Origin of the sequence: Bradyrhizobium sp. 138, from assembly GCF_023074075.1 — a bacterium.
Taxonomy (GTDB): Bacteria; Pseudomonadota; Alphaproteobacteria; order Rhizobiales; family Xanthobacteraceae; genus Bradyrhizobium.
In genome coordinates this window covers 216,657-241,524 of sequence record NZ_JADPKT010000070.1, presented here as the reverse complement: position 1 = coordinate 241,524, position 24,868 = coordinate 216,657, and the positions used below count along the sequence as shown (strand labels likewise).

Sequence of the window (24,868 nt, the reverse complement as noted above, 5' to 3'; positions counted from 1 at the left end):
ATTTATGCAAACGATTGCATAAGGCATGCGGATATTCCGCAGACGGCATCCATCGTCTGAATCCACCCGCGTGCCCGGCAGTTCCCTGATGAAGACGTTTCGCGGCACCTACACCGTCATGATCACCCCGTTCACGGCGGCGGGCGAGGTTGATGTTGCGGCCTTGCGCGCCTTCGTCGACTGGCAGATCGCGGAAGGTATTCACGGGCTGATCCCGCTCGGCTCGACCGGCGAGTTCCTGTCCATGGACGATGACGAGAAGGCGCTCGTTGCCGAAGTCGTCATTCGCCAGGCCGCGGGGCGCGTGCCCGTGCTGATCGGCACCGGTGCGGAGGACACGCGCGAGGTGGTGCGCCTCAGTCGCCGTGCTGAAAATCTGGGCGCCGACGGCGTGATGATCATCCCGCCGTTCTATTCGACGCCGACCGACGACGAGCTCGTCCATCATTACAAGATGGTGGCCGACGCAATCGCGCTGCCGATCATGGTCTACAACAATCCGGCAACCGCCAATGTCGATCTCAAGCCGCAACTCGTGGCGCGCATCGCCGAAATCGACAACTGTCTCTATATCAAGGAGTCGACGCTGGAGGTGACGCGCGTGCGCGACATCATCCGCCTCTGCGGCGACAGGATGACGGTGTTCGGCGGCATCCTCGGCTTCGAATCCTTCGTCGAGGGGGCGCAGGGCTGGGTGGCCGTGGCCTCCAATGTGGTGCCGTCCGAGATGGCGCGCATCTTCAGCCTTGTCGTCGATCACGGCGCGATCAAGGAAGCGCGTGAGCTTTATCTCAAATACCTGCCGGTGATCGAATTCGTCGGCGGCCAGGCCTATGTTGCCGGCAGCAAGGCGCTGCTCGGTCATATGGGTTTTGCAGCCGGTAACCCGCGCCCGCCGCGCCTGCCGCTGCCGGTCGCGCAGGATGCGGCCGCACGTGCCCTGGTCAAGACGTTCGATCTCGCGTGGCGCGGTGCGCCAGTTGCGGCTGCCTGAACTGAGGTATGAACGGATGAACCTGCTCGACGGCGTCAAGATTCTCAGCTTCAATCACTACCTCGCGGGCCCGCTTGCCGCGCAGACCCTTGCCGATCTCGGCGCCGACGTCGTCGCAGTCGAGCCGATCGAAGGGGCGTTTCAGCGCAACTGGGCTGTCGCCAATCATTTCGTCGCAGGCGACAGCGTCAATCATCTGGCGACCGGGCGCAACAAGCGCAGCCTCGCGGTCGATCTCAAGCATCCCGACGGCATTGCCGCGGTGAAGAAGCTGGTGGCGACCGCCGATGTCGTGATGGAGAATTTCCGTCCCGGCACGATGGCCAAGCTCGGTCTCGGCTACGACACGCTCAAGGCGATCAACCCCGGCCTGATCTATGCGGTCGCGACCGGCTTCGGATCGGAAGGGCCCTACAAAGATCGGCCCGGCCAGGATCTTCTGCTCCAGGCGATGTCGGGTCTTGCGATGCGGACCGGCCACGCCGATGGCGAGCCGACGGCGGTCGGCGCTGTCATCGTCGATCAGCACGCCGCCTCGCTCTATGCCATGAGCATCCTTGCGGCGCTGTTTGCCCGGACCAAGACCGGGAAGGGGCAGCTCGTCGAGGTCAACCTCTATCAGGCCGCGCTCGATCTCCAGGTCGAGCCGCTGACCGCCTGGCTGAACGGCGCGCCGTCGCCGACGTCACGCGCTCCCGCCGGCATCGCGGCCTGGTTCAGCCCGGGGCCTTACGGCATTCATGCGACGGCCGACGGCCATATGGCGATCTCGATGGCCTCGCCCAAGGCGCTCGCGGTCGCGCTCGAGAGCGAAGCGCTCAAGCAGTTCGGCGACCCCGACAGTTTTTCGAAGCGCGAGGAGATCACGCGGATCGTTGCTGTCAGGCTGAAAGAGAAGTCGACCGTCGATTGGTTGCCCTCACTTGAAGCCGCGCGGATCTGGCATGCGCCGGTACAAGACTATCGCGACCTTGAGTCCGATCCCCAGCTCAATCATCTCGGCGTGTTCATGAGCGCCCAGAGTGCGGGAGGCGCGGAGATCCGGATGGTCGCGCATCCCGCGCGCTATGACGGCCGGACGCCCGAGGTGCGGCTGGTGCCGCAGCGGCTCGGTGCGCAGACCCGCGAAGTGCTCGGCGAAATCGGCTACGGCGCCGCGGAGATCGACGCGATGGTCGCCGGGAAGGCTGTCGGGGTGGCGCGATGATCGATTTTTCCGTGCCGCAAGAGACGCGCCTGCTGGTCGATACGGTCCGCCGTTTCGTGGAAACGGAGGTGCAGCCGCTCGAGGACGTCGTGGAGCAGACGGCCGCGGTACCGCCGGAGGCGCTGGCCATTACCAAGGCCAAGGCGCAGAAGCTCGGCCTCTACGCCATGAACATGCCGGCGGACGTCGGCGGCGGCGGACTAACTTGCGTCGAGCATTGTCTGGTCGAGGAAGAGTTCGGCAAGACCTCGGATGCGCTGATCCGCCGCGTGTTCGGCCAGGTCTATCCGATGCTGATGGCCTGCAAGCGCGATCAGGTCGAACGCTATCTGCTACCCACGGTGAAGGGCGACAAGATCTGCGCCATGGCGATCACCGAGCCGGGCGCCGGCTCCGACGCGGCGTCGATCAGCACGACGGCACACCTTGACGGCGACCAGTGGGTGCTCAACGGCACCAAGCATTTCATCAGTGACGGCGACATCGCCGACTATGTGATCCTGATGGCGCTGACCGACAAGGACAAGCGCGCCCGCGGCGGCATCACCTTGTTCCTGGTCGACCGCGGCACGCCCGGCTTCAAGGTGGCGCGGACCCAGCCGATGATGGGTCATCGCGGCTATGGCCATGCCGAGCTGAGCTTCGAGGACTGCCGCATCCCGAAGGCGGCCGTGCTCGGCGAGATCGGTGGCGGCTTCAAGTTGATCATGCAGAGCGTGCTCCAGATCCGGCTTGCCCATATCGGCGCGCGCGCCGTCGGCATGGCGCAGCGCGCGCTCGAGATGATGCGCAGGCACGCCGGCGAACGGCGCCAATTCGGCCAGCTGATCGGCGATTTCCAGATGGTGCAGAAGCTGATCGCCGATTCCGCCATCGAGATTTTCGGCGTGAAGATGATGGTGATGAACGCAGCCTGGGACATCGATCAGGGCAGGGATGCGCGCGACAAGGTCTCGATGATCAAGGTCGCGGCGTCGGAAATGCAGGGCCGCGTGGTCGACCGCGCCATCCAGGTGTTCGGCGGCATGGGTTTCAGCAAGGACCTGCCGCTCGAGCGTATGTACCGCGACGCTCGGGTCACCCGCATCTATGACGGCACTTCCGAGATTCACCGCATGCTGGTCGCGCGCAGCACCATCAAGAACGGCTTGCAGCTGTAGGGAAGCGACCCATGTCTCACGCACCTCTCGAGCCCGGCGCCGCCTTCGCCTTTCGTAAGACCATGACGGTCGCCGAGCAGGCGATGTTCACCGGCATCAGCGGCAATCTCGGCGGTCTCTATGTCGATGCCGTCCGTGCCAAGAAGGCGGGCGCCTCCAACATGGTCGCCTTCGAGCTCGCCGTCGGCGGTCTTGCCACGACGTGCCTCAGCCAACTCGGCGGACCGACGCGGCGGATCGGCAGCATCGCGCTGAATTTCGCTGTGCCCGTGATCGTTGGCGAGTCCGTCGAAGCCCGGGCCGAGATCGTCTCGGTCGCTGGCGATGACGCAGTCTGTCGGGTCACCTGCACACTGTTACCGTCTGGCACGACCGTGGTTGACGGCACTGCAACGCTGGTTCCCTTCTCAGAGGGCTGAGCCATGTACGAGCCGAAATCCTTCGACGATCTCAAGGTGAATGACAGGGTCAGCCTGAGCAAGACCATCACCGAGGCCGATGGCGCGCTCTACATCGCCGCGACCGGCGATTTCGGCCCTGTTCATGTCGACGAGGTCTACGCAGGGGCGACGCGCTTTGGCCGCAGGCTGGCGCCGGGGATCATGGTTGCCGGCCTCTGCACCAGCATTCTCACCTCTGAGCTGGTCGGCACCATCGGCGTGTCGGTGGAGGACCGGTTCTGGTTCACAGGTCCCGTGTTCTACGGCGACACGCTCACCTTCGACGTCTGGATCGCCGAGCAGCACGACGAGACCCGCACGATCATCTGGGAGGCGAGCGCGCGCAACGAGGGCGGCCTCGAGGTGCTGAAGGCGCGCGCGAGCTTGAGATTCCCGCGACGGAAACCGTCATGAGTAAGACGAAGAGGAAGCCAGATTTGCGCGGCGTCACGGTCGCGACCGTGCTGCCCTTCAGGGACGACAGCTCGATCGATTGGGACGGCTATTCCCGCGTGCTGGACTATTGCGCGTGCCCAGACGAAGTGGCGGCGGTGTTCGTCAATGGCCACGCGGGCGAGGGCGGTTCGCTCTCGGAAGACGAGCGTCAGGCCGTGATCGAGCGGACGCGCCGGCAGATCGGCGCCAAGCCGCTGCTTTCAGGCATCATCGCGCATTCGACGGCGGAAGCGATCCATCAGGCCCGGCTCGCGGAAGCTGCCGGCGCCGATTGCGCCGTCTTGTTCCCGCCCGCGCCGCTCGGCGGCGGCGCCTCGGCGACCTCGCGCGCGCCGGTGGCTTTCGTGCAGGCAGTCAGCTCCTCGATCGGAATTCCGGTGTCGATCTTCCAGTACCCGCTCGCGTCGGGCTTCGGCTACTCGCCGGAGACTTTGGCCAAAATCGCCACGCTCGACAGCGTCATCGCCATCAAGGAGGGCAGCGACACCATGCTGGCCTATGACGAGAACCGGCGAGCGGTGAAGCAGGCCGATCCTTCCGTCGCGGTCCTGCCGTCGAACTTCAACTGGTTCCTGCCTCAGCTTGCCGTCGGCGGCGACGGTATTCTCTCCGGCCTCGTCAGCCTCGCGCCGGATCTGTTCGTCGCGCTGTGGCAGGCTTCTCTCGCCGACGATCTCAAGGCGATGCGTGCCGTCAACGAGCGGCTCTATCCGATCGTCCGCGCCATCTACGGGCCTGCGCCGATCATGGACATGCACACGCGCATGAAGGTCGGGCTCAGGTCGCTCGGCCTGATCCGCAACGCCGATCCGCGGCCGCCGCTGCTCCCGGTTCTGCCCGCGCTCTGCGATGTCATAGCAGCCACTGTCGGCGCGGCGCGCGCGGCCGGCGACATCAGCATTTAGCATGAGGGACGAGCCGATGCCGGACGAAGCCTTCATGCATATCGTGCGGGTCGACATCGATCCCGAGCACGAGGCTGCGTTCAACGCCTGGTACGAGCAGAAGCATTTTCCTGATCTGCTCGCCTGTCCCGGCTGGCTCTCGGCAAAGCGCTTCGTCTCGGTGGGCGACGGGCCGAAATATGCCGCGATGTACGAGGTCGCGGGGCGATGGGCGTTCGAGACGCCGGAGTTCCTGAAGGTGAAGGGGTTTGGTCCGTTCGAATCCCTGATCAAGAATTTCATGCGCATTCAGCTCAGGCCGATGTCGGGACCGGCTTGAGCAGGTCGAAGACGATGCCGCCTGCCGTGTCGCGAGATCAGGCAGGTCGCATCCAAGAAACGTTGAGGGGAATCCCGAGAGAGGGACTGCATCGGTTCATTGGCGTCTTACTGGAGGTAACCATGGTCTCGACATTGTTTCGCCTGAGTGCGGCCGCAGCACTCGTTCTCGCATCCAATGCGGTGCACGCCGCCTGTACGCCCGCGATCACCGACGACAATCTGATCGCGCCCGGGAAATTACAGCTTTCCATCAACCCGACTAATCCGCCGCAGCAATTCGTCGACAAGGATGGTCAGCTGCAAGGCCTCAACGTCGAGCTCGCCGCCGAGCTCGGCAAGCGGTTGTGTCTTCCCGTCGAACTCGTCCGGATGGATTTTCCGGCCATGATTCCTGCGTTGGGCGCAGCGCGCATCGACGGCGTCAATACTGGCATGTTCTGGACCGAGGAACGCTCGAAGCTGATGTACATGGTACCTTATGCCATTCAGGCGATCTCGGTCGTGGTCGCACCCGACAGCGGCACAAAAATTGCTACCGAAAATGATCTGATCGGAAAATCATCCGCCGTCGAGGTCAGCAGCTACCAGATGAACTGGCTCAAGAAGCTTAGCGATGCCAGCGTGGCGAAAGGCGGCGCAGCCGTCGAGATGCGGACGTTCCCCACCGCGACCAACGTCGTCAGCGCGCTGCTGGCGGGGCAGGTCGACAACGCTTTGCTCGTCGATAGCGTGGCGCGCGATCTCACCGGCCGCGGCCGCGTCAAGGAAGTTCTGAGCGGCCTCGGCACCGCGCGCACCACGCTGGGCTTCCGCAACAAGACGGTGGTCGATGCCGTCGTCAAGGCGCTCAACGCGATGCGCGCCGACGGCAGCTACCAAGCACTGTTCGACAAGTTCGGCTTGACCGCCATGCCGGCCGACCAGCCGCTCGCGATCGCCGGCCCCGGTCCGGCCTGATACCTACGGAGACGAGCCGATGAGCCATTTCAGTCCGACGGCCGCCGTCAGCTACTTCTTCAACTACTTCCTGATGAAGGGAGTGCTCGTCACCATCGGCTTGACGGTGGCGGCGGTCGTCGGCGGATTGGTCCTCGGCATGGGCATCGCGTTGTTGCGCATGTCGTCCAATCCGGTGCTCGCGGGTGCCGCGCGCTTCTACATTTGGTTCTTTCGCGGCACGCCGCTGTTGATCCAGCTGGTGGTGATCTACAGCGGCTTGCCGCAGCTGGGCATCAAGTTCAGCGTGATCACCTGCGCGCTGGTCGGCCTCATCCTCAACGAGGCTGCCTATCTCGCCGAGATCGTGCGCAGCGGCTTCATGGCGGTATCGGCGGGGCAGCGCGAGGCCGCCTGGGCGCTTAGTCTGTCGCCCTGGGTCACGTTCCGCCGCGTGACCCTGCCGCAGGCGTTCCGGCTGATGATCCCGCCGCTCGGCAACTCCATCAACTCCCTCCTGAAGGCGACCTCGCTGGCCTCCGTGATCTCGGTCGAGGAGCTGATGCGTCGCAGCGATATGCTGATGCAGGAGCATTTCCAGATCCTCGAAGTCTATGCGGCTGCAACAGCGTATTACCTGATCCTCACGTCGGTCTGGGATGCGGTTCAGCGCCGGCTGGAGAAACATTTCGGTCGATCGAGTGCCGTGAAAACCAGGCGGGTCGCAGCGAGCGCGCCGGTCGCGCAGGCGAGCGTGGAGGCCCGGGCATGAGCGAGACATCGATGGCTGGGACCGAAGGTGCGACAGTGCAGCCGCAGCTCCGTGAGGTGCCTGCGGTCCGCATGGAGGCGGTCTACAAGCACTATGGCGACTTCACCGCGTTGAACGAGGTCGATCTCAAGGTCGCCAAGGGCGAGAAGATCGTGGTCTGCGGTCCCTCCGGCTCGGGCAAATCGACGCTCATTCGCTGCATAAACCACATCGAGAAGCACGATGAAGGGCTGATCTACGTCAACGGCGTCGAGCTCGATCATCAGCGAAAGAACATTGATGCGGTCAGGCGGGACACCGGCATGGTGTTCCAGAGCTTCAATCTGTTCCCGCATATGACGGTGCTGGAGAACTGCACCCTGGCGCCGATGACCGCGAACGGCATGAGTGAATCCGAAGCCAAGGATCTCGCCATGCATTTCCTGACCAAGGTCCGGATTCCGGACCAGGCGGAGAAATTCCCCGGGCAGCTCTCCGGCGGTCAGCAGCAGCGCGTCGCCATCGCACGCGCATTGTGCATGCGTCCCAAGATCATGCTGTTCGACGAGCCGACCTCCGCGCTCGACCCCGAGATGGTCAAGGAGGTGCTGGAGACCATGAAGAAGCTTGCGGAAGAGGGCATGACCATGCTGTGCGTGACCCATGAGATGGGTTTTGCCCGCGAGGTCGCGGACCGCATCGTGTTCATGAACGAGGGCAAGGTGGTCGAGCAGGCTGCGCCGGAGGAGTTCTTCAAGCATCCGAAGTCGGAGCGGGCGCGAACGTTCCTCGACCAGATCATTCACTGATCGACCAAGATGCGTGCATTCAGCGACCGCCTGCGGGGCATTCACGCCGCCACCATCGTGCCGATGACGCCCGATTTCGAGGTCGATGAGGCGCAGCTCGCAAGTCATCTCACCTCGGTGGCATCTACACCTGGAATCAATGGGCTCCTCGTCAACGGCCACGCCGGCGAGAACTTCGTGCTGTCGCTGGCCGAGAAGCGGCGCGTGGTGGAGCTGGCGCGTCAGCACGCGCCGAAGGACTGCCTGATCGTCTCCGGGGTCAATCATGAATCGAGCCTGGAGGCGGCGCGCGAGGCGGCGGCGCTGGAGCAGGCTGGCGCGGAGGGGCTGCTGGTGTTTCCACCCAACAGCTGGGCGCTCGGCCACGCCGATGATTGCGTGATCGAGCATCACCGCCGCATCCGCGATGCCACAAGCGTGCCGCTGATGCTCTACGCCGCACCTGTCGGTGCGGGTGCCATGGCCTATGCGCCGCCGCTGCTGGAGCGGCTCATCGCCGACCCTCGCTTCGTCGCGATTAAGGAGGGGAGCTGGGAGGTCGCGACTTACGAGCAGAATCTGAAGCTGATTCGCAAGCTACGGCCGGACTTCGTCGTGCTCGGCTCCGGCGACGAGCACCTGCTGACGAGCTACCTCGTCGGCTCGGCCGGCAGCCAGGTCAGCCTCGCCTGCGTCGTGCCGCAGCTCGTGGTCAGCCTCTGGATGGCGGCGGAGGGGGGCGATTGGGAGCGGGCGCGCACGGTGCACGAGAAACTGTATCCGCTTGCGGTCGCGATCTACCGCGATGCGCCGGGCGGGCGTGCGACGGTGCGGCTCAAGGCCTGCCTGAAACTGCTCGGGCGTCTGTCATGCGACGTGGCACGGCCACCGCAGCCGCCGGCGACACAAGGCGAGCGGCAGGCGCTCGGCCAGGCACTGCGGATCGCCGGCGCGCTCTAAGGCGCGAAGAACGGACTGGCCGGTCGTGGAGGAGCCACTCAACCTCGCCGGCCCACGATCGGGAGGCTATCGGGCGGTGACTGGAGCGCCATCATGCAGGAGGTCGGCCGTCAGCTGATGCTGTTCAATGCACGGCCGATGGCAGCAAAGATTTCGGCGATCTGTTCCTCGGTAATGATCAGGGGCGGCGAGATCAGCAGTGTATCGCCGCTGCTGCGGATCAGGATGCCGTCCTCGTAGCAGCGGTTGGCGCACTCGGCGCCGCGCGCGCCCGGCGCGCCCTCGCGTGGCTTCAAGTCGATTGCAGCGAGCAGCCCGATGTTGCGAATGTCGACGACGTGGGGGAGGTCGCGCAAGCCATGCGCATGGTTCTCCCACACCGGCGCGAGGTGGCGCGCCCGCTCGAACAGGCGGAGGTCTTGATACACGTCGAGCGCGGCAAGGCCGGCGGCGCAGGCGAGCGGATGCGCCGAATAGGTATAGCCGTGGAACAGCTCGATCGCGTTGTCCGGCCCCTGCATCAACGCATCATAGACCTTGCCACTGACGACGACGCCCCCCATCGGCACGGCGGCGTTGGTCATGCCCTTGGCGCAGGTGATGATATCGGGCGTCACGCCGAAGGCGTTGGCGCCGAACGCCGCGCCCAGGCGGCCGAAGCCCGTGATCACCTCGTCGAAGATCAGGAGAATGCCGTGCTGATCGCAGATCTGCCGCAGCCGCTCGAGATAGCCGACCGGCGGCGGCAGCACGCCGCCGGAGCCGGTGACGGGCTCGACGATGACGGCGGCGATGGTCGAGGGATCGTGGACTTGCAGCAGCTTCGATAGCTCGTCGGCAAGATGCGCGCCCCATTGCGGCTGGCCGCGCGAGAACGCCGCATGCTCCGGATTATGCGTATGCGGGAGGTGATCGACCTCCGGGAGCAGCGGGCCAAAATCCCGGCGGTGGCGGACGATGCCGCTGACCGACAGGCCGCCCCACCCCATGCCGTGATAGGCCTTTGCGCGCGAGATGAAGCGGATGCGGCTGCCGTCGCCACGGGCGCGATGATAGCCACGTGCGATCTTCAGCGCGGTGTCGACCGACTCCGAGCCTGAATTGGTGAAGAAGACGTGGTCGAGGCCCTCTGGCGCGATCTCGGTGATGCGGCGAGCGAGCTCGAATGCGGCCGGATGGCTCATCTGGAACGAGGAGACGAAGTCGAGCTTCGCCGCTTGCGCCTGGATCGCCTCGACGATGCGCCTTTGCGCATGTCCTGCGTTCACGCACCACAGCCCCGCCATGCCGTCGAGAATGCGCCTGTTGTCGTCGGTGATGTAGTGCATGCCCTCGGCGCCGACGAAGATGCGCGGCTTCGACTTGAACTGGCGGTTCGGCGTCATCGGCAGCCAGAACGGCTCCATGGCCTCGCGGGTGAGGGGGCTGTTGGAGGAAAAGGCCTTCATGGTCATGGCAACTCTTGCAAACGTCAGGAGGCTTTGGATGGCGTGTTGGAATTGGCCGGGGTGCGCTTGAGCCTTGCTGCGCCTTCGAGATGCCGGCGCAATAGCGCGGCCGCGGCCTCGTTCTGGCCCGCTTCGAGCTGGTCGAGGATGGCGAGATGCTCGCGGCAGTTCACGATCACGCGCTGATGGCCGAAGGTCCAGTCGTAATTGCCGAAGCGCCGCAGCCGGTTCTGCTGCTGAACCGCGACCAGCAGATAGCGGTTGCCCGATGCGGCGGCGAGGCCTTCGTGGAAGGCCGCGTTCATCTCGTAGAGCGCGATGCTGGCGGTGTCGCTCCACGGCATCGCCAGCATCTCCTGGTGTCGGCGGCGCATCTCGGCAGCCCAGGCCGGATCGAGTTTGAAGCCCGGCTCGAGCAGGCCGGCCGGCTCGATCAGGAGACGATAGCGATAGCTCTCGTCGCGCGCCTGCGTATCGGCGAGCGTCGGCTGGAAGCGCCAGCCATGGCCCGGCTTGCGCTGGACCGCGGCGACCTCCGCAAGCTTGCTGAGTACGCGCTGCACGATCGGCCGTGTCGCGTCATAGCGCTGCATGAGGTCGCGCTCGGAAACGTCCTCCGGCAGCCGGCCGGCGCGGCGGTCGCGCGCGATGGCGAGGAACAGCCGGTCGGTATCGTTGGGGCTTGGCTTTGGCGGTGCCTTGTGCGCGGCGGGGGCGGCCTCAGCGACGAAATAGCCGCGGCTGGCGCCGGCATGCACGAGCTTGCGCCGCGCCAGCAGCTTCAGCGCAGCGCGCACAGGCGTGCGCGAGACCTGCAGGCGCTCGGCAAGCGCGACTTCGGCAAGGCGCGTGCCGGGCGCGAGCCCTTCGCTCCGGATCAGGTCCATGATCCCGGCCGATAGTTCCCGCTGCAGCCGGCTTGGCGACGCTCTTTCCACGGCGGATTTCGCGGTCGAAAATTTTTGTTTCATGTCATCACAAAATACATTAAGCTTCGTGGGAAAGCAAAAGGAACTTCAAGAAGGAATTTGGCGTCCCATGGTCGAACCCTTTCCGCTGATCGAAGTCTCCGGTCCTCCGCGCGAGCGTGGCCGTCAGTACGGGCAGAAGGCGGCAGGCCGCATCAAGAAGGGGACGACGCATTACTTCGCGCAGCTGAAGGAGCTCTCGCTCGACTCCAAGGGAGTTGCCGAACTGGTGCGGGAATATCTGCCGGTCATCGAGGATTTTGATCCGAGCTATATCGAGGAGATGCGCGGCATCGCCGAGGGCGCCGACGTTCCGTTCGAGGACGTCGTCCTGCTCAACGCCCGTACCGAGATCATCAAGCTTGCAAACCCGGCGATCCGCGCGCGCCTGAAGACGCCGGAGGATCCCGATGGCTGCACCGGCGTCGTCGTGATGCCGCAGGCGGCCGCCAGCGGCCGCCTGATCCACGCCCAGAACTGGGACTGGAAGCGCGAATGCGCCGAGACGGCGGTGGTGCTGAAGGTGCTGCGCGACGACGGTCCTGACCTCATGACCTTCACCGAGGCCGGCGCGCTCGGCCGCTGCGGCTTCAATGCCGTCGGCATCGCGATCACGGCAAACTATCTCGAAAGCGACCGCGACTATCGCCGGGTCGGTGTGCCGCTCGCTCTGATCCGCCGCAAGGTGCTGGAGAACGAGCATCTCGCGCTCGCCATGCGCACCGTCTACTGCACCCAGAAGTCCGCGGCCAACAACATGATCGTCAGCCACCGCGAGGGCGTCGCGATCGACTTCGAATGCGCCCCCGACGAGACCTTCCAGGTGCATCCGCAGAATGGCCTTTTGGTCCACGCCAACAACTTCCTCAGCCCCGTCGCGCTCAGCAAGCTGAAGGACACGGGCATCTTCAACACGCCTGACAGCCTCTACCGCGACATTCGCGTCCGCGATCTGCTCCAGCCGCACATCGGCAGCATCACCTTCGACACCGTCAAGAGCGCCCTGTTCGACGAGTTCGCTTATCCCTGGTCCGTCTGCCGTCCGCCGCGTCGCAACCTCAGCAACAATCTCAGCGCCACCGTGGCGATGATCCTGATGGAGCCGGCGAGCGGATTGATGCAGGCGGCGCCGCTGCCGGCGCTCAACCGCGAGTTCGCCGAGTACCGGCTCGAGATCGACGAAATCGGGCGCGCGGCGTACGAGCGGTCGGCCGCGGCGGGGGCAGCGTGATGCGGCGGCGTCGGCCATCGCCGGCATGGGCGGTCGGTCTGGCCGCGTTCGCCCTGTTGGCCATGCTGGGAAGAGCCGGCGCCGAGACATTGTTGCGGACGCGGCTGAACGCCGACATCCGCTCGACCGATCCCGGCACCAATCGCGACGCCAACACCGACGGCGTGATCGCGCATGTGGTCGAGGGCCTTGTCGCTTTCCGTGACGACACGGCGATCGGCCCGATGCTGGCCGACAGCTGGACCGTTTCGAACGAAGGCAAGACCTACACGTTCCGCCTGCGCCAGGGCGTCAAATTCCACAACGGTGCGGCCATGACCGCGGACGACGTGGTCTGGTCACTCAAGCGCTGGCTCGACCCGGCAACGCAGTGGCGCTGCCTGTCTGAATTCAGCTCCACTGGCATCGCACGGATCGAGAAGATCGAGGCACCGGATCCACAGACTGTTGCCATCACTCTCGATCAGCCGACCGCCTTGTTTCTCCCGACCCTGGCACGGCCCGATTGCGGCCAGACCGCAATCATCCACCGCGATTCCGTCGGGGCGGACGGCAAGTGGATCGCCCCTGTTGGCACCGGTCCGTTCAAGCTCGCCGAGTGGAAGCGGGGACAATATGTCGATGTCGTCCGCTTCGACGGCTATGTCTCGCGCGGCGAACCGCGCACCGGCTATACCGGCGCCAAGGACGTGAAGGTCGATCGTGTGCGTTTCAACGTGATCCCGGACAGTTCTGCGGCGAAGGCGGGACTGCTTAGCGGCTCGCTCGACGTCATCATGAGCCTGTCGATCCCCGATCTCGAAGAGCTGAAGACTCGCTCCGACGTGCAGCTCAGCATCACGCCCGCGCTCGGCCTCACCGGCATCCTGTTCCAGACCAAAGACCCGCTGCTGAAGGACGTGCGGATCCGCCGCGCCATCGCGCTCTCCATCGATACCGTCCAGATCGTCGACGCCGTGATGTTGGGCACGGCGCGGGCGAACAATTCCGCTTTGCCGCTCGGCAGCCCCTTCTACAGCGAGGCGCAGTCGCACGGCTACACGCAGAACATTGCGGAGGCGAAGAAGCTGCTGCTGGAAGCCGGCTATCGCGGACAGCCGATCAAGATGATCACCAACAAGCGCTACAGCTTCGTGTTCGATTCCTCCGTGCTGGTGCAGGCGATGGCGCAGACCGTCGGCATCAATATCGAGCTCGAGGTGATGGACTGGGCGGCGCAGCTGGACCGCTACAATCGCGGCGACTACCAGTCGATGGCCTTTACCTATTCGGCGCGGCTCGATCCCTCCTTAAGCTTCGAGATGCTGACCGGACCGAAGGCGGCGCAGCCGCGCAAGGTTTGGGACAATCCAGAGGCGCAGGACATGCTGCGCCAGTCGATGATGATTGATGACGCGGTGAAGCGGCAGGTGCTGTTCGACGAGATGCACAGGCGCTTCATCACTGATGTGCCGATGATCGTGCTGTTCAACGGCGCCGAGCTGACGGCGCTGCGCAAGGGCATCAAGGGCTACGCTGGCTGGCTCTATCCGCAACCGCGCTTCTGGGGCGTCACGGTCGAGTAGGGCGTCGGGATGTTGAGTTACCTCGCAAGACGGCTGGCCATGACGATCCCGACGCTGCTGTTGGTCGCCCTCGCTGTCTTTGCGCTGGTCCGGCTCATTCCGGGCGATCCCGTTCAGGTGATGCTCGGCGATGCCGCCGATCCCGCGCAGGCGGCGCAGCTCCGCGCCCAGCTAGGGCTCGACCAGCCGATCCCGGTCCAGTTCATGCACTGGATCGCCAGGCTCGCGGCCGGGGATTTCGGCCACTCCATCACCAACGACCTTGCGGTGCTGCCGCTGATCCTCGATCGCTTCCAAGTCAGTGCCGTCATCGTGCTGGTGGCTGTCGGCCTCGCCGCCTGCATCGCGGTTCCCGCCGGCCTCGTCGCGGCCTGGAAGCAGAACAGCCTGCTCGATCTCTCCGTCGTCGGCGGCGCCACGTTGCTGTTGTCTATCCCGAGCTTCTGGCTCGGCCTGCTGCTGCTGCTTTTGTTCGGCCTCAAGCTGAAATGGCTCCCGGTGATCGGCTATGTGCCGTTCGCGGAGAATTTCTGGCAGGCGGCGACCTTCATCGTGCTGCCGATTGCGACGCTGACCATGGTGGAGATCGGCGTGCTCACGCGCATGGCGCGCGCCGCCTCGATCGAGGTGCTCAGGCTCGAATATGTCACTCACGCACGCGCAAAGGGCGTGCCGGAATGGCGCGTCCTTGCCCGCCACGTGCTGCCCAACGCGTTTGCGCCGACCTGGACCCTGATCGGCCTCGTGCTCGGACATTTGCTGGGCGGCATCGCCGTGATCGAGACGGTGTTCACGCTGCCCGGTCTCGGCCGGCTCCTGGTCGATTCCATCTTCGCCCGCGACTATCCCGTGGTGCAGGGCTGCCTGCTGTTCACGGCGGTCATCTACGTCGTGGTCAATCTGGTCGTCGACCTCTGCTATCCGCTGTTCGATCCGAGGGTGACGGTGGCATGAGGATGCGCGCCAATACCGCAATCGGCGGTACCTTGATCGCGCTCCTGCTCGGTGCGGCGCTCACCGGTGCGTTCTGGACGCCGTTCGACCCGCTACGCATCAATCTGCGCGCGCGCCTGCAGGCGCCGTCGTCACTGCATTGGTTCGGGACGGACGAGTTCGGCCGCGACGTGCTCAGCCGCATCATGGTCGGGGCCAGCGCGAGCGTCGTGATTGCCCTGATCACGGTGCTGCTTGCGGTGACTGCCGGCATGGTGATCGGCTGTGCGGCCGGCTACATCCGTGGCTGGGTCGATCGTATCATCATGGCGATCAACGACGCGCTTCTGGCGTTCCCCGGCATATTGCTGGCGCTGGCGGTGATGATCGTGGTCGGCGCCAACAAGGCCGGGCTGATCCTGGCGCTTGGGCTCGCCTACATCCCCTCGGTGGTCCGCGTCGTGCGCGGCACCGTGCTGTCGATCCGCGAGAAGGAATATGTCGAGGCCTCGCGGGTCATCGGCAATTCTGAAGCCTATTCGATGTTCCGTCACGTGATGCCGAACGCGATCGCGCCGGTTGCGGTGCTCGCGACCAGCATGTTCGGCTGGGTGTTGCTCGCCGAGAGCGCGCTGAGCTTCCTCGGCCTCGGCGTGCCGCCGCCGGCGCCGACCTGGGGCAACATGCTGGCAGCGAGCCGTCCGTTCATGGAGACCGCCGCCTGGCTCTCGATCGCGCCGGGCCTCTGCATCGCGCTGACGCTGCTCGGCATCAACCTGCTCGGCGATTCCCTGCGTGATCGCCTCGACCCCAGGATGGCGCACGGATGACGCTGCTGTCGGTCGAGAATCTGCGCATTGAGGTCTCTGCCAGCACGGCGGCGATCGTCGAGGATTTGTCCTTTGCCGTCGACCGGGGCGAGTTCCTCGCCATCGTCGGCGAATCCGGCAGCGGCAAGACGGCGGCGGCGCGCGCCGTGCTCGGCCTTTTGCCGCCAGGGCTGCGCACGGCCGGCGGTCGCATCGTGCTCGACGGCATCGACCTTGCGAATGTCTCTGCGCGCCAGATGCGGACGCTGCGCGGTCCTATTGTCGGCATGGTGTTCCAGGAGCCGATGGTTTCGCTCAATCCCGCCATCAGCGTCGGCGCGCAGATGGCGGAAGGACTCGGCCTGCACGAAGGGCTTGGCAACCGCGAAAGCCGGCGCCGCTGCCTCGACATGCTGGCGCGCGTGCAGATCCGTGATCCCGAGCGGACGTTTGACGCTTATCCGCACGAATTCTCCGGTGGCATGCGCCAGCGCATCATGCTGGCCTCGGTGATGCTGCTGAAGCCAAAGCTGCTGATCGCGGACGAGCCGACCACGGCGCTGGATACCCTGACTCAGCGCGAGGTGCTCGACCTCATGGTCGGGCTCGCGCGCGATCACGGCACGTCGGTGATGCTGATCACCCACAATCTCGGCCTGGTCTCGCGCTATGCGCAGCGCGCGCTGGTGCTGCGCCAGGGCAAGATGGTCGAGACCGGCACGACGCGGCAGATCCTGTTTTCGCCGCGCGAAGCTTATACCAAGCGTCTTGTCGAGGCCCTGCCGCGTCGCGGCGCCACGACCAAGGCGCGACAGGGCGGCGAGCCTCTCGTCAGCGTGCGCGGGCTCAAGGTCGGCTTTGCCGGGCGGCAGCGGCTGTTCCGCCGCGATAACGGCGTCTCCGCCGTCAATGGCGTCGATCTCGACATCGCCATGGGTGAAACCGTCGCCGTGGTCGGCGGCAGCGGTTCGGGCAAGACCACGCTCGGCCGCGCCATGCTGCGGCTGATCCCGACCTCGGGCGGCGAGATCAGGTTTAGGGGCAGGGACGTGACCGCGACCATCGATCGCGACTTCCGCCTGGCTTCGCAGCTCGTGTTCCAGGATCCTTATTCCTCGCTCGATCCGCGCATGCGCGTCGGCGAGATCGTCGCCGAGCCGCTGCGTCATGTGCCGCAACTCACGACAACCGAGCGCGACAGGCGCGTCGACACGATGCTGGAGGAGGTCGGGCTAGCAGGTCTGGCTGCGCGCTGGCCGCACGAACTGTCCGGCGGTCAGCGGCAGCGCATTGCGATCGCGCGCGCCATCGTGCGCGAGCCGGCCTTCGTCGTGGCCGACGAGCCGGTATCGGCACTCGACATGACCATCCAGGCTCAGGTGCTCAAGCTGTTCGAGCGGCTGCAGGCGCAATACGGTTTTGCCTGTCTGTTCATCAGCCATGATCTTGCGGCCGTCGAGCAGGTCGCCGACCGCGTCGTGGTGATGCAGGGCGGCCGAATTGTCGAGCAGGGCTCGCGTGACGACGTGTTCGATCGCCCCCGGCATGACTACACCAAGGCGCTGCTCGCCGCCGCGCCGGTCCTGGATTTCGCCGGGGCGACGGCGGAGCGTGCCTCGGGCTGAACGGGATCTTGCGTATGAAACGGTTTGTCGTTGCGTTGTGTCTGGTCCTTACGTCGCTGTCCGCGGCCCGTGCCGAGAGCGTCCTGCGCAGCATGGTGACCACTGACATCCGCGGTCTGATGCCCGGCAACAGCCCTGACGACAACACCGGCCTCGTGCTGCAGCAGATCTATGAAGGCCTCGTCGCCTGGCGCGCCGACGGCACCGTCGCCCCGATGCTGGCCAGGGCGTTCGAGACGTCGGCGGACGGGCGCGCCTACACCTTTACGCTACGCGAGGGCGTGACCTTCCACAACGGTGCGCCGCTGACCTCGCGCGAGGTGGCGTGGACCTGGGAGCGCTTCCTCGATCCGAAATCGGCCTGGCCGTGCCGGACCAATTTCGACGGCACGCGCAAGATCAAGATTGTCGAGATCACGGCGCCGTCGCCGGAGCAGGTCGTCTTCCGGCTTGCAGAGCCGAGCGGCGCCTTCCTCAGTGCGATGGCGCGGGCTGATTGCGACGGCACCGGCATTGCACATCCGGACTCGGTCGGACCCGACGGGAATTGGCAGAAGGCGATCGGCACCGGCCCCTTCAAGCTTGCCGAATGGCGCCGCGGCCAGTTCATCGAGCTCATCCGTAACGAAAACTATACGGCGCGCAGCGAGCCGGCCGACGGGCTCACTGGAGCCAAGCTGCCCAAGGTCGATCGCGTCAAGCTTTCGATTGTTCCCGATCCGGCGGCAGCGAAGGCCGCGATCCAGTCCGGCAATCTCGATCTCTGGCCCTCGATGGATCCGAAATTCGCCAGCGAGCTGAAGTCGGCGGGCCTCGTGATCGCTTCGGCTCCGGTCGCTTCGCTGAATGCGATCGTCATGCAGACGAATGATCCGCTGCTCAAGGACAAGCGCATCCGCGAGGCGATCACGGCCTCGCTCGATTACTCCAGTATGAGCGACAGTCTGACCGACGGCTATGCGAAGCCGGGCACGTCTCTGGTGCCGCTCTCAAGCCGCTATTACGGCGCGGTGGAGCAGTCTGGCCAAAGCCTCGACATTGCGCGCGCGAAGAAGCTGCTGGCCGAGGCGGGCTACAAGGGCGAGCCGATCAGGATCACCACGAATTCACGGTTCCCGGTGATGAACGACGTCGCGGTGCTGGTGCAGGCGATGGCGCAGCAGGCGGGCCTCAACCTCACAGTCGAGGTCGTCGAGTTCGCGGCCCAGCTCAGCCGCTACAACAAGGGTGACTATCAGCTGATGGTCTGGAACTACACGCCCTATCTCGATCCCGCGTTCGGCCTCGACCGCTTCATCGGTGACAAGGCCGTGCAGCCGGATCGTGTCTGGGGCAACAGCGATGCGATCGCGCTGCTGGCTAAGCTGATGGAGACACCCGCGCCGGAGGCGCGCCAGCCGCTGTTCGATGCGCTCCACAAGCTGTTCGTCGATGATGCGCCGATGATCGTGTGGAGCTCCGGCGTCAACGTCTCAGCGGTGTCGCCCAAAGTGCGCGGCTATGCGCCGTGGGCCGGCCGCAAACCGCGTTTCTGGAACGTCGAGGTTGTCAGATGATCACCCTTGCCCAGCGCAGGCAACATGCCTGGCCGGACGGCGCGCGCTGCGTCGTCGGCCTCACGCTCGATTTCGACGGCACCTCGCTCGAACGCGGCCGCGGCCAGCTGCCGCTCGGGGCGCGCTCCCACGGCCGCTATTCCGCCAAATGCGGCATCCCGCGCTTCGTCGACATGTTTGCGCGTCACAACGTGCCCTGGACGTTCTACGTCTCCGGCTATGACGCCGAGGAGAGCCCCGATCTCGTCCGCGACATCTCGCGGTCCGGCATCGAGATCGGCTCGCACGGCTATTTTCACGAGGGCGTCGATCCCGGTGATGCCGAGCCGAAGCTGCTGGAGCGTACGCACCGGCTGCTCACCGAGATCACCGGCATTGCGCCAAGGGGATGGCGCTCGCCATCCGGACACAAGACGGCGCGCACGCTGCGCAAGCTGCGCGAGCTGGGCTACGTCTATGATTCCAGCGATAAGGATTTCGATCTGCCTTATCTCGCGCGCTACGACGGCGAGGAGCGGAGCGACTATGTCTGCCTGCCCAACAACACGTCGAGCCTCGATGATTTTCCGTTCTACCGCGTCAGCTACACGCCGCCGTCGGAAGTGTTGACGCATTGGGAGCAGGAGTTCGACGCCATCTACGCCGAGGGCGGCTATTACAATCTGACCTTCCATCCGCGCGTCGGCTACGGCTCCGGCCCGCCCGCGCGCGTCGCGGCGGTCGAAGGGCTGATTAACTACGCCAAGCGTCACGAGGGCGTGCGCTTCGTCGGTATGCTGGAACTGGCGGAATGGTGCCTGAGGAATCCGTCCGATTGGCGGCGGGACTGGAGCGGACAATGAGCAAGCCAACCGTTCCCGTTGTCGTGACCGTCAACCTTCAGGGCAAGACAGTCGAGCGGACCCAGCTAGGCGAGGATGCCCTGTTCGGCCGCGCCTCCTACGGAAAATACGCCTATGCAGTCGGCTGCGAGCGACTGTTCGGGCTGCTCGACCGCCACGGCATCAAATCCACCGTGTTCGTTCCCGGCGCGGAGGCGGAGGCCAATCCCGCCTACATCGCCGCGCTCGCCGGCCGCGGTCATGAGATCGCCGCGCACGGCTGGGCGATGGAAGAGATGGACGCGGCCGGCATCGACGAGCGGGCGCTGCTGGGGCGCACGCATCGGGCGCTGTCGCGGATCGTCGGCCGCGCGCCGCGCGGCTTCCGGGCCCCGCATGGCCGCCTGACGGAACGCACGCTCGGGCACCTGGCCGATCTCGGCTACCGCTATGATTCGAGCTTCCAGGACGACGACCATCCGTACCGGCTCGATGCCGATGGCGGCCGCGGCATGGTCGAGGTGCCGCATGCGGAGATCCTGATCGACGCGACGCTCTATGGTCAGCGCCAGACCCATGATCGCGTCATGAGGATGTGGCGCGAGGAGATCGAGGCGATGCATCGCGAGCGTTGCCTGATCACGCTGACGCTGCATCCGCGCAGCGACTATGGCAGCGCACGGGCGAGCCGGATCGCGGCGCTGGACAGGCTCTTGTCGTGGCTACGAGATCTACCCCGTATCTCGTTTCTTACCTGCGAGGAGATGGCGGATCGTACGATTTGAAATCGTAGAGCAGAGGCTTGCAGCATCGTTCTCACGAGATCCGGGCGACCCGGGGAAATGGGACCGGTCACGAAGGCGCTGCTCACGGCTGCAAATCGCGTGGCCTTCGTTTCCTTGGCCGACCGGAACGATGCAGGCCCCGCACGTCCTGCTGTTGAAAAAGCTCCCCGCATAAATCACGCAACCATTGGTTTGCCGGGTCGTGATGGAAGCGGGCGTGCCAATATTGCTTCACCGTGAAGCCGGCGATCGCCAGCGGGCAATCGAGCACGCGCAGTCCGTAGTAATGAGCCAACGTTTCGCCAATGTGTCTTGGAAGGGTGGCGATCAGGTCAGTCGTCCCGACGATTGCGGGTAACCCCAAGAAGCCCGGTAGCTCAAGCGCGACGTCAAGGACCATCCGCTGCTCCCGTAGCGCGTCCCCGAGCAAGAGATGTCCGGTGCCGGAGCGAATGAGGACGTGGGCCTCACGCCTGAAATCCTTTGCGGTGATGCTGCCGCGGATCCGGGCATGTTTTGCGTTCGCCAGGCAGACCCAATCCTGTGGAAAGAGTGCCTGTTGGAAGTGCCCGGCGTCGAGGTCCGAGATGTAGCCGAGCGCCAGATCGGCCTCGCCGGACTGCAGCATCCCTGGGGTATCGCCGCCGATCTGCGCCGCCTCAATGCGGATGCCCGGCGCAACGCGACGCACGTAGGCGAGGATGGCCGGAAGGAGCGTGATGTGGCTGGCATCCGTCATGCAGATGATGAAGCGGCGCTTTGCAGTCGCCGGATCAAACTCAGGGCGAAGCTCCGCCAGACGACGCAGCATCTCCAACGCCTGTCTGGCCGTGCCGATCAGAGCCTCGGCGCGCGGAGTCGGCAGCATTCCCTCCGCCGACCGGATGAACAGCGGATCGTCCAGTTCCTTTCGCAGGCGCGCCAGCCAGATTGAAATGGTCGGCTGACTTTGACCGAGCTTCTCGGCTGCCTTGGTGACACTGCCCGTGGAGAACAGTGCGTCAAACAGCCGGAGCAGGCGCGGCTCCAGCAGGTTCGTCTCAGAGGGGTCCCGGTGCTTCATTGCGATCTGCAATAATGGATATAAGGGTCATAGCATATCCAAATACCGGGCAGCCTGCTAGCACGCTTCCAACGCCAAAATGGGCGAGGGAGAAGCGTTCGGATGAGGATCTGCTTTATCGGAGCAGGAGCCCTGGGCTCGACCATCGGCGGCACGTTGGCACGAGGCGGTGCCGAGGTCTGGTTGATCGATCCGTTTCAGGCTCATGTCGACGCGATCAATGCTGCCGGTCTGCGGATGCTCGAAGGTGACGCCGAGACCGTCGTGAAGGTCTCTGCCTGCACCTCCGCGGACCAGGTCGGCATCGTGGCGGACCTCGTCATCGTCCTCGTCAAATCCTATCACACGCGGGATGCGATCCGGGCGGCAGCGCCGATCATCGGGCCGCAGACGATCGTGATGTCGCTTCAGAACGGTCTTGGTCACGAGGACATCCTCTCGGAGGAAGTCGGCCGTGACCGGGTGATGGCAGGTAAGACCTACGTTGGCGGCGTGCTGCTCGGCCCTGGTCATGTTCGATCCGGGATCATCGGCAAGGAAACCATCATCGGCGAACTTGACGGACGCTTGACGGACCGCGCACAGCGGATTTCCGAGACGTTCAATCGTGCCGGCATTCTCACGCTGCTCAGCGACAACATCCTGGGCACGATGTGGGACAAGTTGTTCATCAACGTCGCCGGAGGAGGGATTACCGCCGTTACCGGGCTGACTTACGGCGGCCTCTATTCGCTGCCGATCCTGGAAGATTGCGCGCTGGCCGCGATCTCGGAGGGCATCGCGGTCGCGCAGGCGGCCGGCGTGAAGATCTCCATTGCAGATCCGCGCCGCGCCTGGACGATGGCATCTGCTGGACTGCCGCCCGAGTTCAAGACGTCGATGTTGCAGAGCCTGCAGTCCGGCAATCTGACCGAGGTTGATTACATTCACGGCTCCGTCGTGCGTTGGGGCGCCAAGCTCAACGTGCCGACCCCCGTCAACTCGACCCTCGTCGCGTTGGTGAAAGGGCTCGAATATGCCCGCAGCGATTATCCAGGAAAGGCCTGAGCCGATGTCGTTGCCACGCGCCTATGTCGAACACGTCGCGATCCGCGTGCCGGATGTCGATCATCACGTCGGCTTCTTTCGTGAGGTGCTGGGTCTCGCCATTCGCGACGAGCAACCCGCCGACGGCGCACGCCCGCGGCAGGTATGGGTGCTCGGAAGCGTGCAACTGATCGAGGATGCGAGTTTTGTCGGACCCGAGGGGCGCCTCGCCCATCTGGGCATCATGGTGGACGATTACGAAGGTGTGCTCGCCCGTGCCGCCGCGTGGGGCGCCAAGGCGTTGCCTGCGGGGCCGAACTGGCTCGAGCTGCCGGGTGGGCTCAACGTCGAAATCCTGCAAGCCAGCGCAGGCGCCGTGGAAGCGGCCCTGGCGATCAATCCACGTGCCTAGAGGAAGACGCGACATGACCGATGAGCGCTACTGGAACGATGCCAAGGTCGGCGACGAATGCGTCACCCCCTCGGTGACGGTCACTGAAACGATGGTGAATGCCTATGCCGAACTGACGGGTGATTTCACGCCTGTGCATGTCGACGAGGACTACGCCAAGACCACACCCTTCGGCACGCGCGTCGCGCACGGGCTGTTCGGTCTGTCGCTCGCCGACGGTTTGAAGACTCGAGCCGACTACCGCTTTCTTCCGGGAATGTCGCTGGGCTGGACGTGGGATTTCAAGCTGCCGATCAAGCTCGGCGACACCGTGCATGTGAGGTTCCGCGTCGGTTCAATGCGCGCCACGAAGCGGGAAGGGTGGGGCATCGTGGTGCTGCCCTCGGAGCTGATCAATCAGCGCGGCGAAGTGGTGCAACTCGGCGAGCATCGGCTGATGATTCCGATGCGGCCGACGACCAAGGCGGCGGGAGAGCAGGCATGACGGGCCAAGATCTGCCGCTGAGAGGCATTCGCGTCATCGACTACAGCCATTTCCTGGCAGGCCCGTTCATGGGCCGGTGCCTCGCGGCGATGGGCGCCGAGGTCATCAAGGTGGAGCGTCCGAAGGCAGGCGATGCGGGTCGCGCCCATGGCTATTTCAAGGACGGACAATCCGGCTACTTCCTGCAGCAGAACATGGGAAAGCAGGGCCTGTGTATCGATCTGCGCGACAAACGTGGCCTCGACATGATGATGAAGCTGGTCGACACGGCCGATGTCTTCATTGAGAACTACCGCCCTGGCGCGCTCGACCGTCTCGGGCTCGGCTACAAGGCGCTGTCGGCGCGGAATCCCGGACTGATTTACTGCTCGGTCTCCGCCTATGGCCACACCGGTCCCTATGCCGACCGTCCGGGATTCGGCCTGATCGCGGAGGCGATGTCGGGCGCCCTGGCGCAACTGGGCAATCCCGGCGAAGCGCCGCCCCTGCTGCGGATGCCGCTGGCCGACATGTACACGGGCATTCACGGCGTGGCTGCCATCAATGCAGCGCTGGTCGGCCGCGCGTCGTCCGGGCGCGGCCAGCATATCGATCTGGCGCTGTACGACTGCATGGTCTCGATGCACGACTATGCGGTGCAGCGCTACTTCCTCTCCGGCGGCACCGATCTGCCGAAGCAGACCGGCAGCGGACAGCCGGACTCGACCGTCTACGGAATCTTTCCGGCCCGGGACGGCAATCTCGTCATCGCTGCGCAAGTCGACGACGCGTGGCGGCGATTGGCGATGCTGATTGGGGGAGGCCCGTTGGCGTCCGACGAACGCTTCACCACGCCCGCCGCGCGCAACGCCCATTATGCCGAGGCGATGGAGATTGTGCGCAACTGGACGCTGTCGCAACCATCCCGGGATGCCTGCCTCGCGGCACTCGACGAAGCAGGTGTGCCGTCCGCCCCCGTGCAGACCATCGAAGAGGTGGTGAAGGACCCGCAGATCCACGCGCGTGGTATGCTGGTCGAGCAGGAGCATCCCGTACTCGGCAGGGTGACGCTGCCGAACTTGCCGTTCCGCTTCTCCAACTGCGACACCACGGTGCATGCTCCGGCACCACTGCTCGGCCAGGACAACCGCCGCATTGCCGGCTCGCTCGGACTGTCGGCCGAGCTCGTCGACGCCATGGTGCGCGACGGCGTCCTCTACAACGAAGCTGCCGTGCAGGAGTGAG

The 24,868-nt window shown here is 65.0% G+C and carries 26 protein-coding genes; 23 read left to right on the top strand and 3 right to left on the bottom strand.

Going from position 1 to position 24,868, the window contains the following annotated elements:
* Positions 1 to 85 precede the first annotated feature (85 nt).
* The 11 genes from IVA79_RS23320 to IVA79_RS23270 all read left to right on the top strand — a co-directional run bounded on the left by IVA79_RS23320 (position 86) and on the right by IVA79_RS23270 (position 8,918).
* Positions 86 to 994, top strand: a complete 909-nt coding sequence (locus tag IVA79_RS23320) for a dihydrodipicolinate synthase family protein (RefSeq protein ID WP_247557202.1) — start codon at positions 86 to 88, stop codon at positions 992 to 994.
* 16 nt (positions 995 to 1,010) lie between these two features.
* Positions 1,011 to 2,201, top strand: a complete 1,191-nt coding sequence (locus IVA79_RS23315; protein ID WP_247557097.1) for a CoA transferase — start codon at positions 1,011 to 1,013, stop codon at positions 2,199 to 2,201.
* Positions 2,198 to 3,361, top strand: a complete 1,164-nt coding sequence (locus tag IVA79_RS23310; RefSeq protein ID WP_247557095.1) for an acyl-CoA dehydrogenase family protein — start codon at positions 2,198 to 2,200, stop codon at positions 3,359 to 3,361. Before IVA79_RS23315 ends, IVA79_RS23310 begins: the two co-directional genes overlap by 4 nt.
* Before the next feature lie 11 nt (positions 3,362 to 3,372).
* Entirely contained in the window at positions 3,373 to 3,780 is a 408-nt protein-coding gene (locus IVA79_RS23305) for a MaoC/PaaZ C-terminal domain-containing protein (RefSeq protein WP_247557092.1), read from the top strand.
* A gap of 3 nt (positions 3,781 to 3,783) precedes the next feature.
* The gene (locus IVA79_RS23300) at positions 3,784 to 4,215 is read left to right on the top strand and encodes a MaoC/PaaZ C-terminal domain-containing protein (RefSeq protein WP_247557090.1); all 432 of its coding nucleotides are present in this window, start codon (positions 3,784 to 3,786) and stop codon (positions 4,213 to 4,215) included.
* A complete protein-coding gene (locus tag IVA79_RS23295) occupies positions 4,212 to 5,162 on the top strand; it encodes a dihydrodipicolinate synthase family protein (RefSeq protein WP_247557089.1) in 951 nt (316 codons plus the stop codon). The genes IVA79_RS23300 and IVA79_RS23295 overlap by 4 nt, the downstream gene beginning before the upstream one ends.
* Positions 5,163 to 5,178: 16 nt before the next feature.
* A complete protein-coding gene (locus tag IVA79_RS23290; protein WP_247557087.1) occupies positions 5,179 to 5,481 on the top strand; it encodes a DUF4286 family protein in 303 nt (100 codons plus the stop codon).
* Positions 5,482 to 5,603: 122 nt separating this feature from the next.
* Complete coding sequence (locus IVA79_RS23285) at positions 5,604 to 6,440, top strand: ABC transporter substrate-binding protein (RefSeq protein WP_247557085.1); 837 nt, start codon at positions 5,604 to 5,606, stop codon at positions 6,438 to 6,440.
* A 19-nt stretch (positions 6,441 to 6,459) separates the two neighbouring features.
* Positions 6,460 to 7,191 (top strand): amino acid ABC transporter permease, encoded by a 732-nt coding sequence (locus IVA79_RS23280; RefSeq protein WP_247557083.1) that lies wholly within the window; start codon positions 6,460 to 6,462, stop codon positions 7,189 to 7,191.
* Positions 7,188 to 7,979 carry an amino acid ABC transporter ATP-binding protein gene (locus tag IVA79_RS23275; protein ID WP_276577517.1) on the top strand — a complete coding sequence of 264 codons (792 nt, stop codon included), beginning with the start codon at positions 7,188 to 7,190 and terminating at the stop codon, positions 7,977 to 7,979. Before IVA79_RS23280 ends, IVA79_RS23275 begins: the two co-directional genes overlap by 4 nt.
* Positions 7,980 to 7,988: 9 nt before the next feature.
* Entirely contained in the window at positions 7,989 to 8,918 is a 930-nt protein-coding gene (locus IVA79_RS23270) for a dihydrodipicolinate synthase family protein (RefSeq protein ID WP_247557081.1), read from the top strand.
* A gap of 110 nt (positions 8,919 to 9,028) precedes the next feature.
* Here the strand turns inward: IVA79_RS23270 and IVA79_RS23265 are convergent, their stop codons facing one another.
* Positions 9,029 to 10,372: an aspartate aminotransferase family protein gene (locus IVA79_RS23265; RefSeq protein ID WP_247557079.1), complete on the bottom strand. Its 1,344-nt coding sequence runs from the start codon at positions 10,370 to 10,372 to the stop codon at positions 9,029 to 9,031.
* Positions 10,373 to 10,389: 17 nt separating this feature from the next.
* A complete protein-coding gene (locus tag IVA79_RS23260) occupies positions 10,390 to 11,337 on the bottom strand; it encodes a GntR family transcriptional regulator (protein ID WP_256465646.1) in 948 nt (315 codons plus the stop codon).
* A gap of 67 nt (positions 11,338 to 11,404) precedes the next feature.
* Between IVA79_RS23260 and IVA79_RS23255 the strand changes: the two genes are divergently transcribed.
* From IVA79_RS23255 to IVA79_RS23220, 8 genes are read left to right on the top strand one after another with little or no spacing between them, the layout of a single operon-like run.
* The gene (locus IVA79_RS23255) at positions 11,405 to 12,565 is read left to right on the top strand and encodes a C45 family peptidase (protein WP_247557075.1); all 1,161 of its coding nucleotides are present in this window, start codon (positions 11,405 to 11,407) and stop codon (positions 12,563 to 12,565) included.
* A complete protein-coding gene (locus IVA79_RS23250; RefSeq protein WP_247557074.1) occupies positions 12,565 to 14,130 on the top strand; it encodes an ABC transporter substrate-binding protein in 1,566 nt (521 codons plus the stop codon). The genes IVA79_RS23255 and IVA79_RS23250 overlap by 1 nt, the downstream gene beginning before the upstream one ends.
* Before the next feature lie 9 nt (positions 14,131 to 14,139).
* Entirely contained in the window at positions 14,140 to 15,084 is a 945-nt protein-coding gene (locus IVA79_RS23245; RefSeq protein ID WP_247557072.1) for an ABC transporter permease, read from the top strand.
* Positions 15,081 to 15,893: an ABC transporter permease gene (locus IVA79_RS23240; protein WP_247557070.1), complete on the top strand. Its 813-nt coding sequence runs from the start codon at positions 15,081 to 15,083 to the stop codon at positions 15,891 to 15,893. The genes IVA79_RS23245 and IVA79_RS23240 overlap by 4 nt, the downstream gene beginning before the upstream one ends.
* Positions 15,890 to 17,497 carry an ABC transporter ATP-binding protein gene (locus IVA79_RS23235; protein WP_247557067.1) on the top strand — a complete coding sequence of 536 codons (1,608 nt, stop codon included), beginning with the start codon at positions 15,890 to 15,892 and terminating at the stop codon, positions 17,495 to 17,497. The genes IVA79_RS23240 and IVA79_RS23235 overlap by 4 nt, the downstream gene beginning before the upstream one ends.
* A gap of 14 nt (positions 17,498 to 17,511) precedes the next feature.
* Positions 17,512 to 19,053: an ABC transporter substrate-binding protein gene (locus IVA79_RS23230; protein WP_247557065.1), complete on the top strand. Its 1,542-nt coding sequence runs from the start codon at positions 17,512 to 17,514 to the stop codon at positions 19,051 to 19,053.
* On the top strand, positions 19,050 to 19,895 hold the full coding sequence (locus IVA79_RS23225; RefSeq protein ID WP_247557063.1) for a polysaccharide deacetylase family protein: 846 nt from the start codon (positions 19,050 to 19,052) through the stop codon (positions 19,893 to 19,895). The genes IVA79_RS23230 and IVA79_RS23225 overlap by 4 nt, the downstream gene beginning before the upstream one ends.
* Positions 19,892 to 20,659 (top strand): polysaccharide deacetylase family protein, encoded by a 768-nt coding sequence (locus IVA79_RS23220; protein ID WP_247557061.1) that lies wholly within the window; start codon positions 19,892 to 19,894, stop codon positions 20,657 to 20,659. Before IVA79_RS23225 ends, IVA79_RS23220 begins: the two co-directional genes overlap by 4 nt.
* 82 nt (positions 20,660 to 20,741) lie before the next feature.
* Here IVA79_RS23220 and IVA79_RS23215 read toward each other — a convergent pair whose 3' ends face one another.
* Positions 20,742 to 21,722 carry a LysR family transcriptional regulator gene (locus tag IVA79_RS23215; RefSeq protein WP_247557059.1) on the bottom strand — a complete coding sequence of 327 codons (981 nt, stop codon included), beginning with the start codon at positions 21,720 to 21,722 and terminating at the stop codon, positions 20,742 to 20,744.
* 102 nt (positions 21,723 to 21,824) lie between these two features.
* On the opposite strand from IVA79_RS23215, the gene IVA79_RS23210 reads away from it, so the two are divergent.
* Genes IVA79_RS23210 through IVA79_RS23195 form a run of 4 tightly spaced genes read left to right on the top strand, consistent with a single transcriptional unit; the run spans position 21,825 to position 24,867 of the window.
* On the top strand, positions 21,825 to 22,769 hold the full coding sequence (locus IVA79_RS23210) for a ketopantoate reductase family protein (protein ID WP_247557057.1): 945 nt from the start codon (positions 21,825 to 21,827) through the stop codon (positions 22,767 to 22,769).
* Between the two features lie 4 nt (positions 22,770 to 22,773).
* Complete coding sequence (locus IVA79_RS23205; RefSeq protein ID WP_247557056.1) at positions 22,774 to 23,160, top strand: VOC family protein; 387 nt, start codon at positions 22,774 to 22,776, stop codon at positions 23,158 to 23,160.
* 13 nt (positions 23,161 to 23,173) lie between these two features.
* A complete protein-coding gene (locus tag IVA79_RS23200; RefSeq protein ID WP_247557054.1) occupies positions 23,174 to 23,644 on the top strand; it encodes a MaoC family dehydratase in 471 nt (156 codons plus the stop codon).
* The gene (locus tag IVA79_RS23195; RefSeq protein ID WP_247557052.1) at positions 23,641 to 24,867 is read left to right on the top strand and encodes a CoA transferase; all 1,227 of its coding nucleotides are present in this window, start codon (positions 23,641 to 23,643) and stop codon (positions 24,865 to 24,867) included. The genes IVA79_RS23200 and IVA79_RS23195 overlap by 4 nt, the downstream gene beginning before the upstream one ends.
* The last annotated feature ends 1 nt before the right edge of the window (position 24,868 follow it).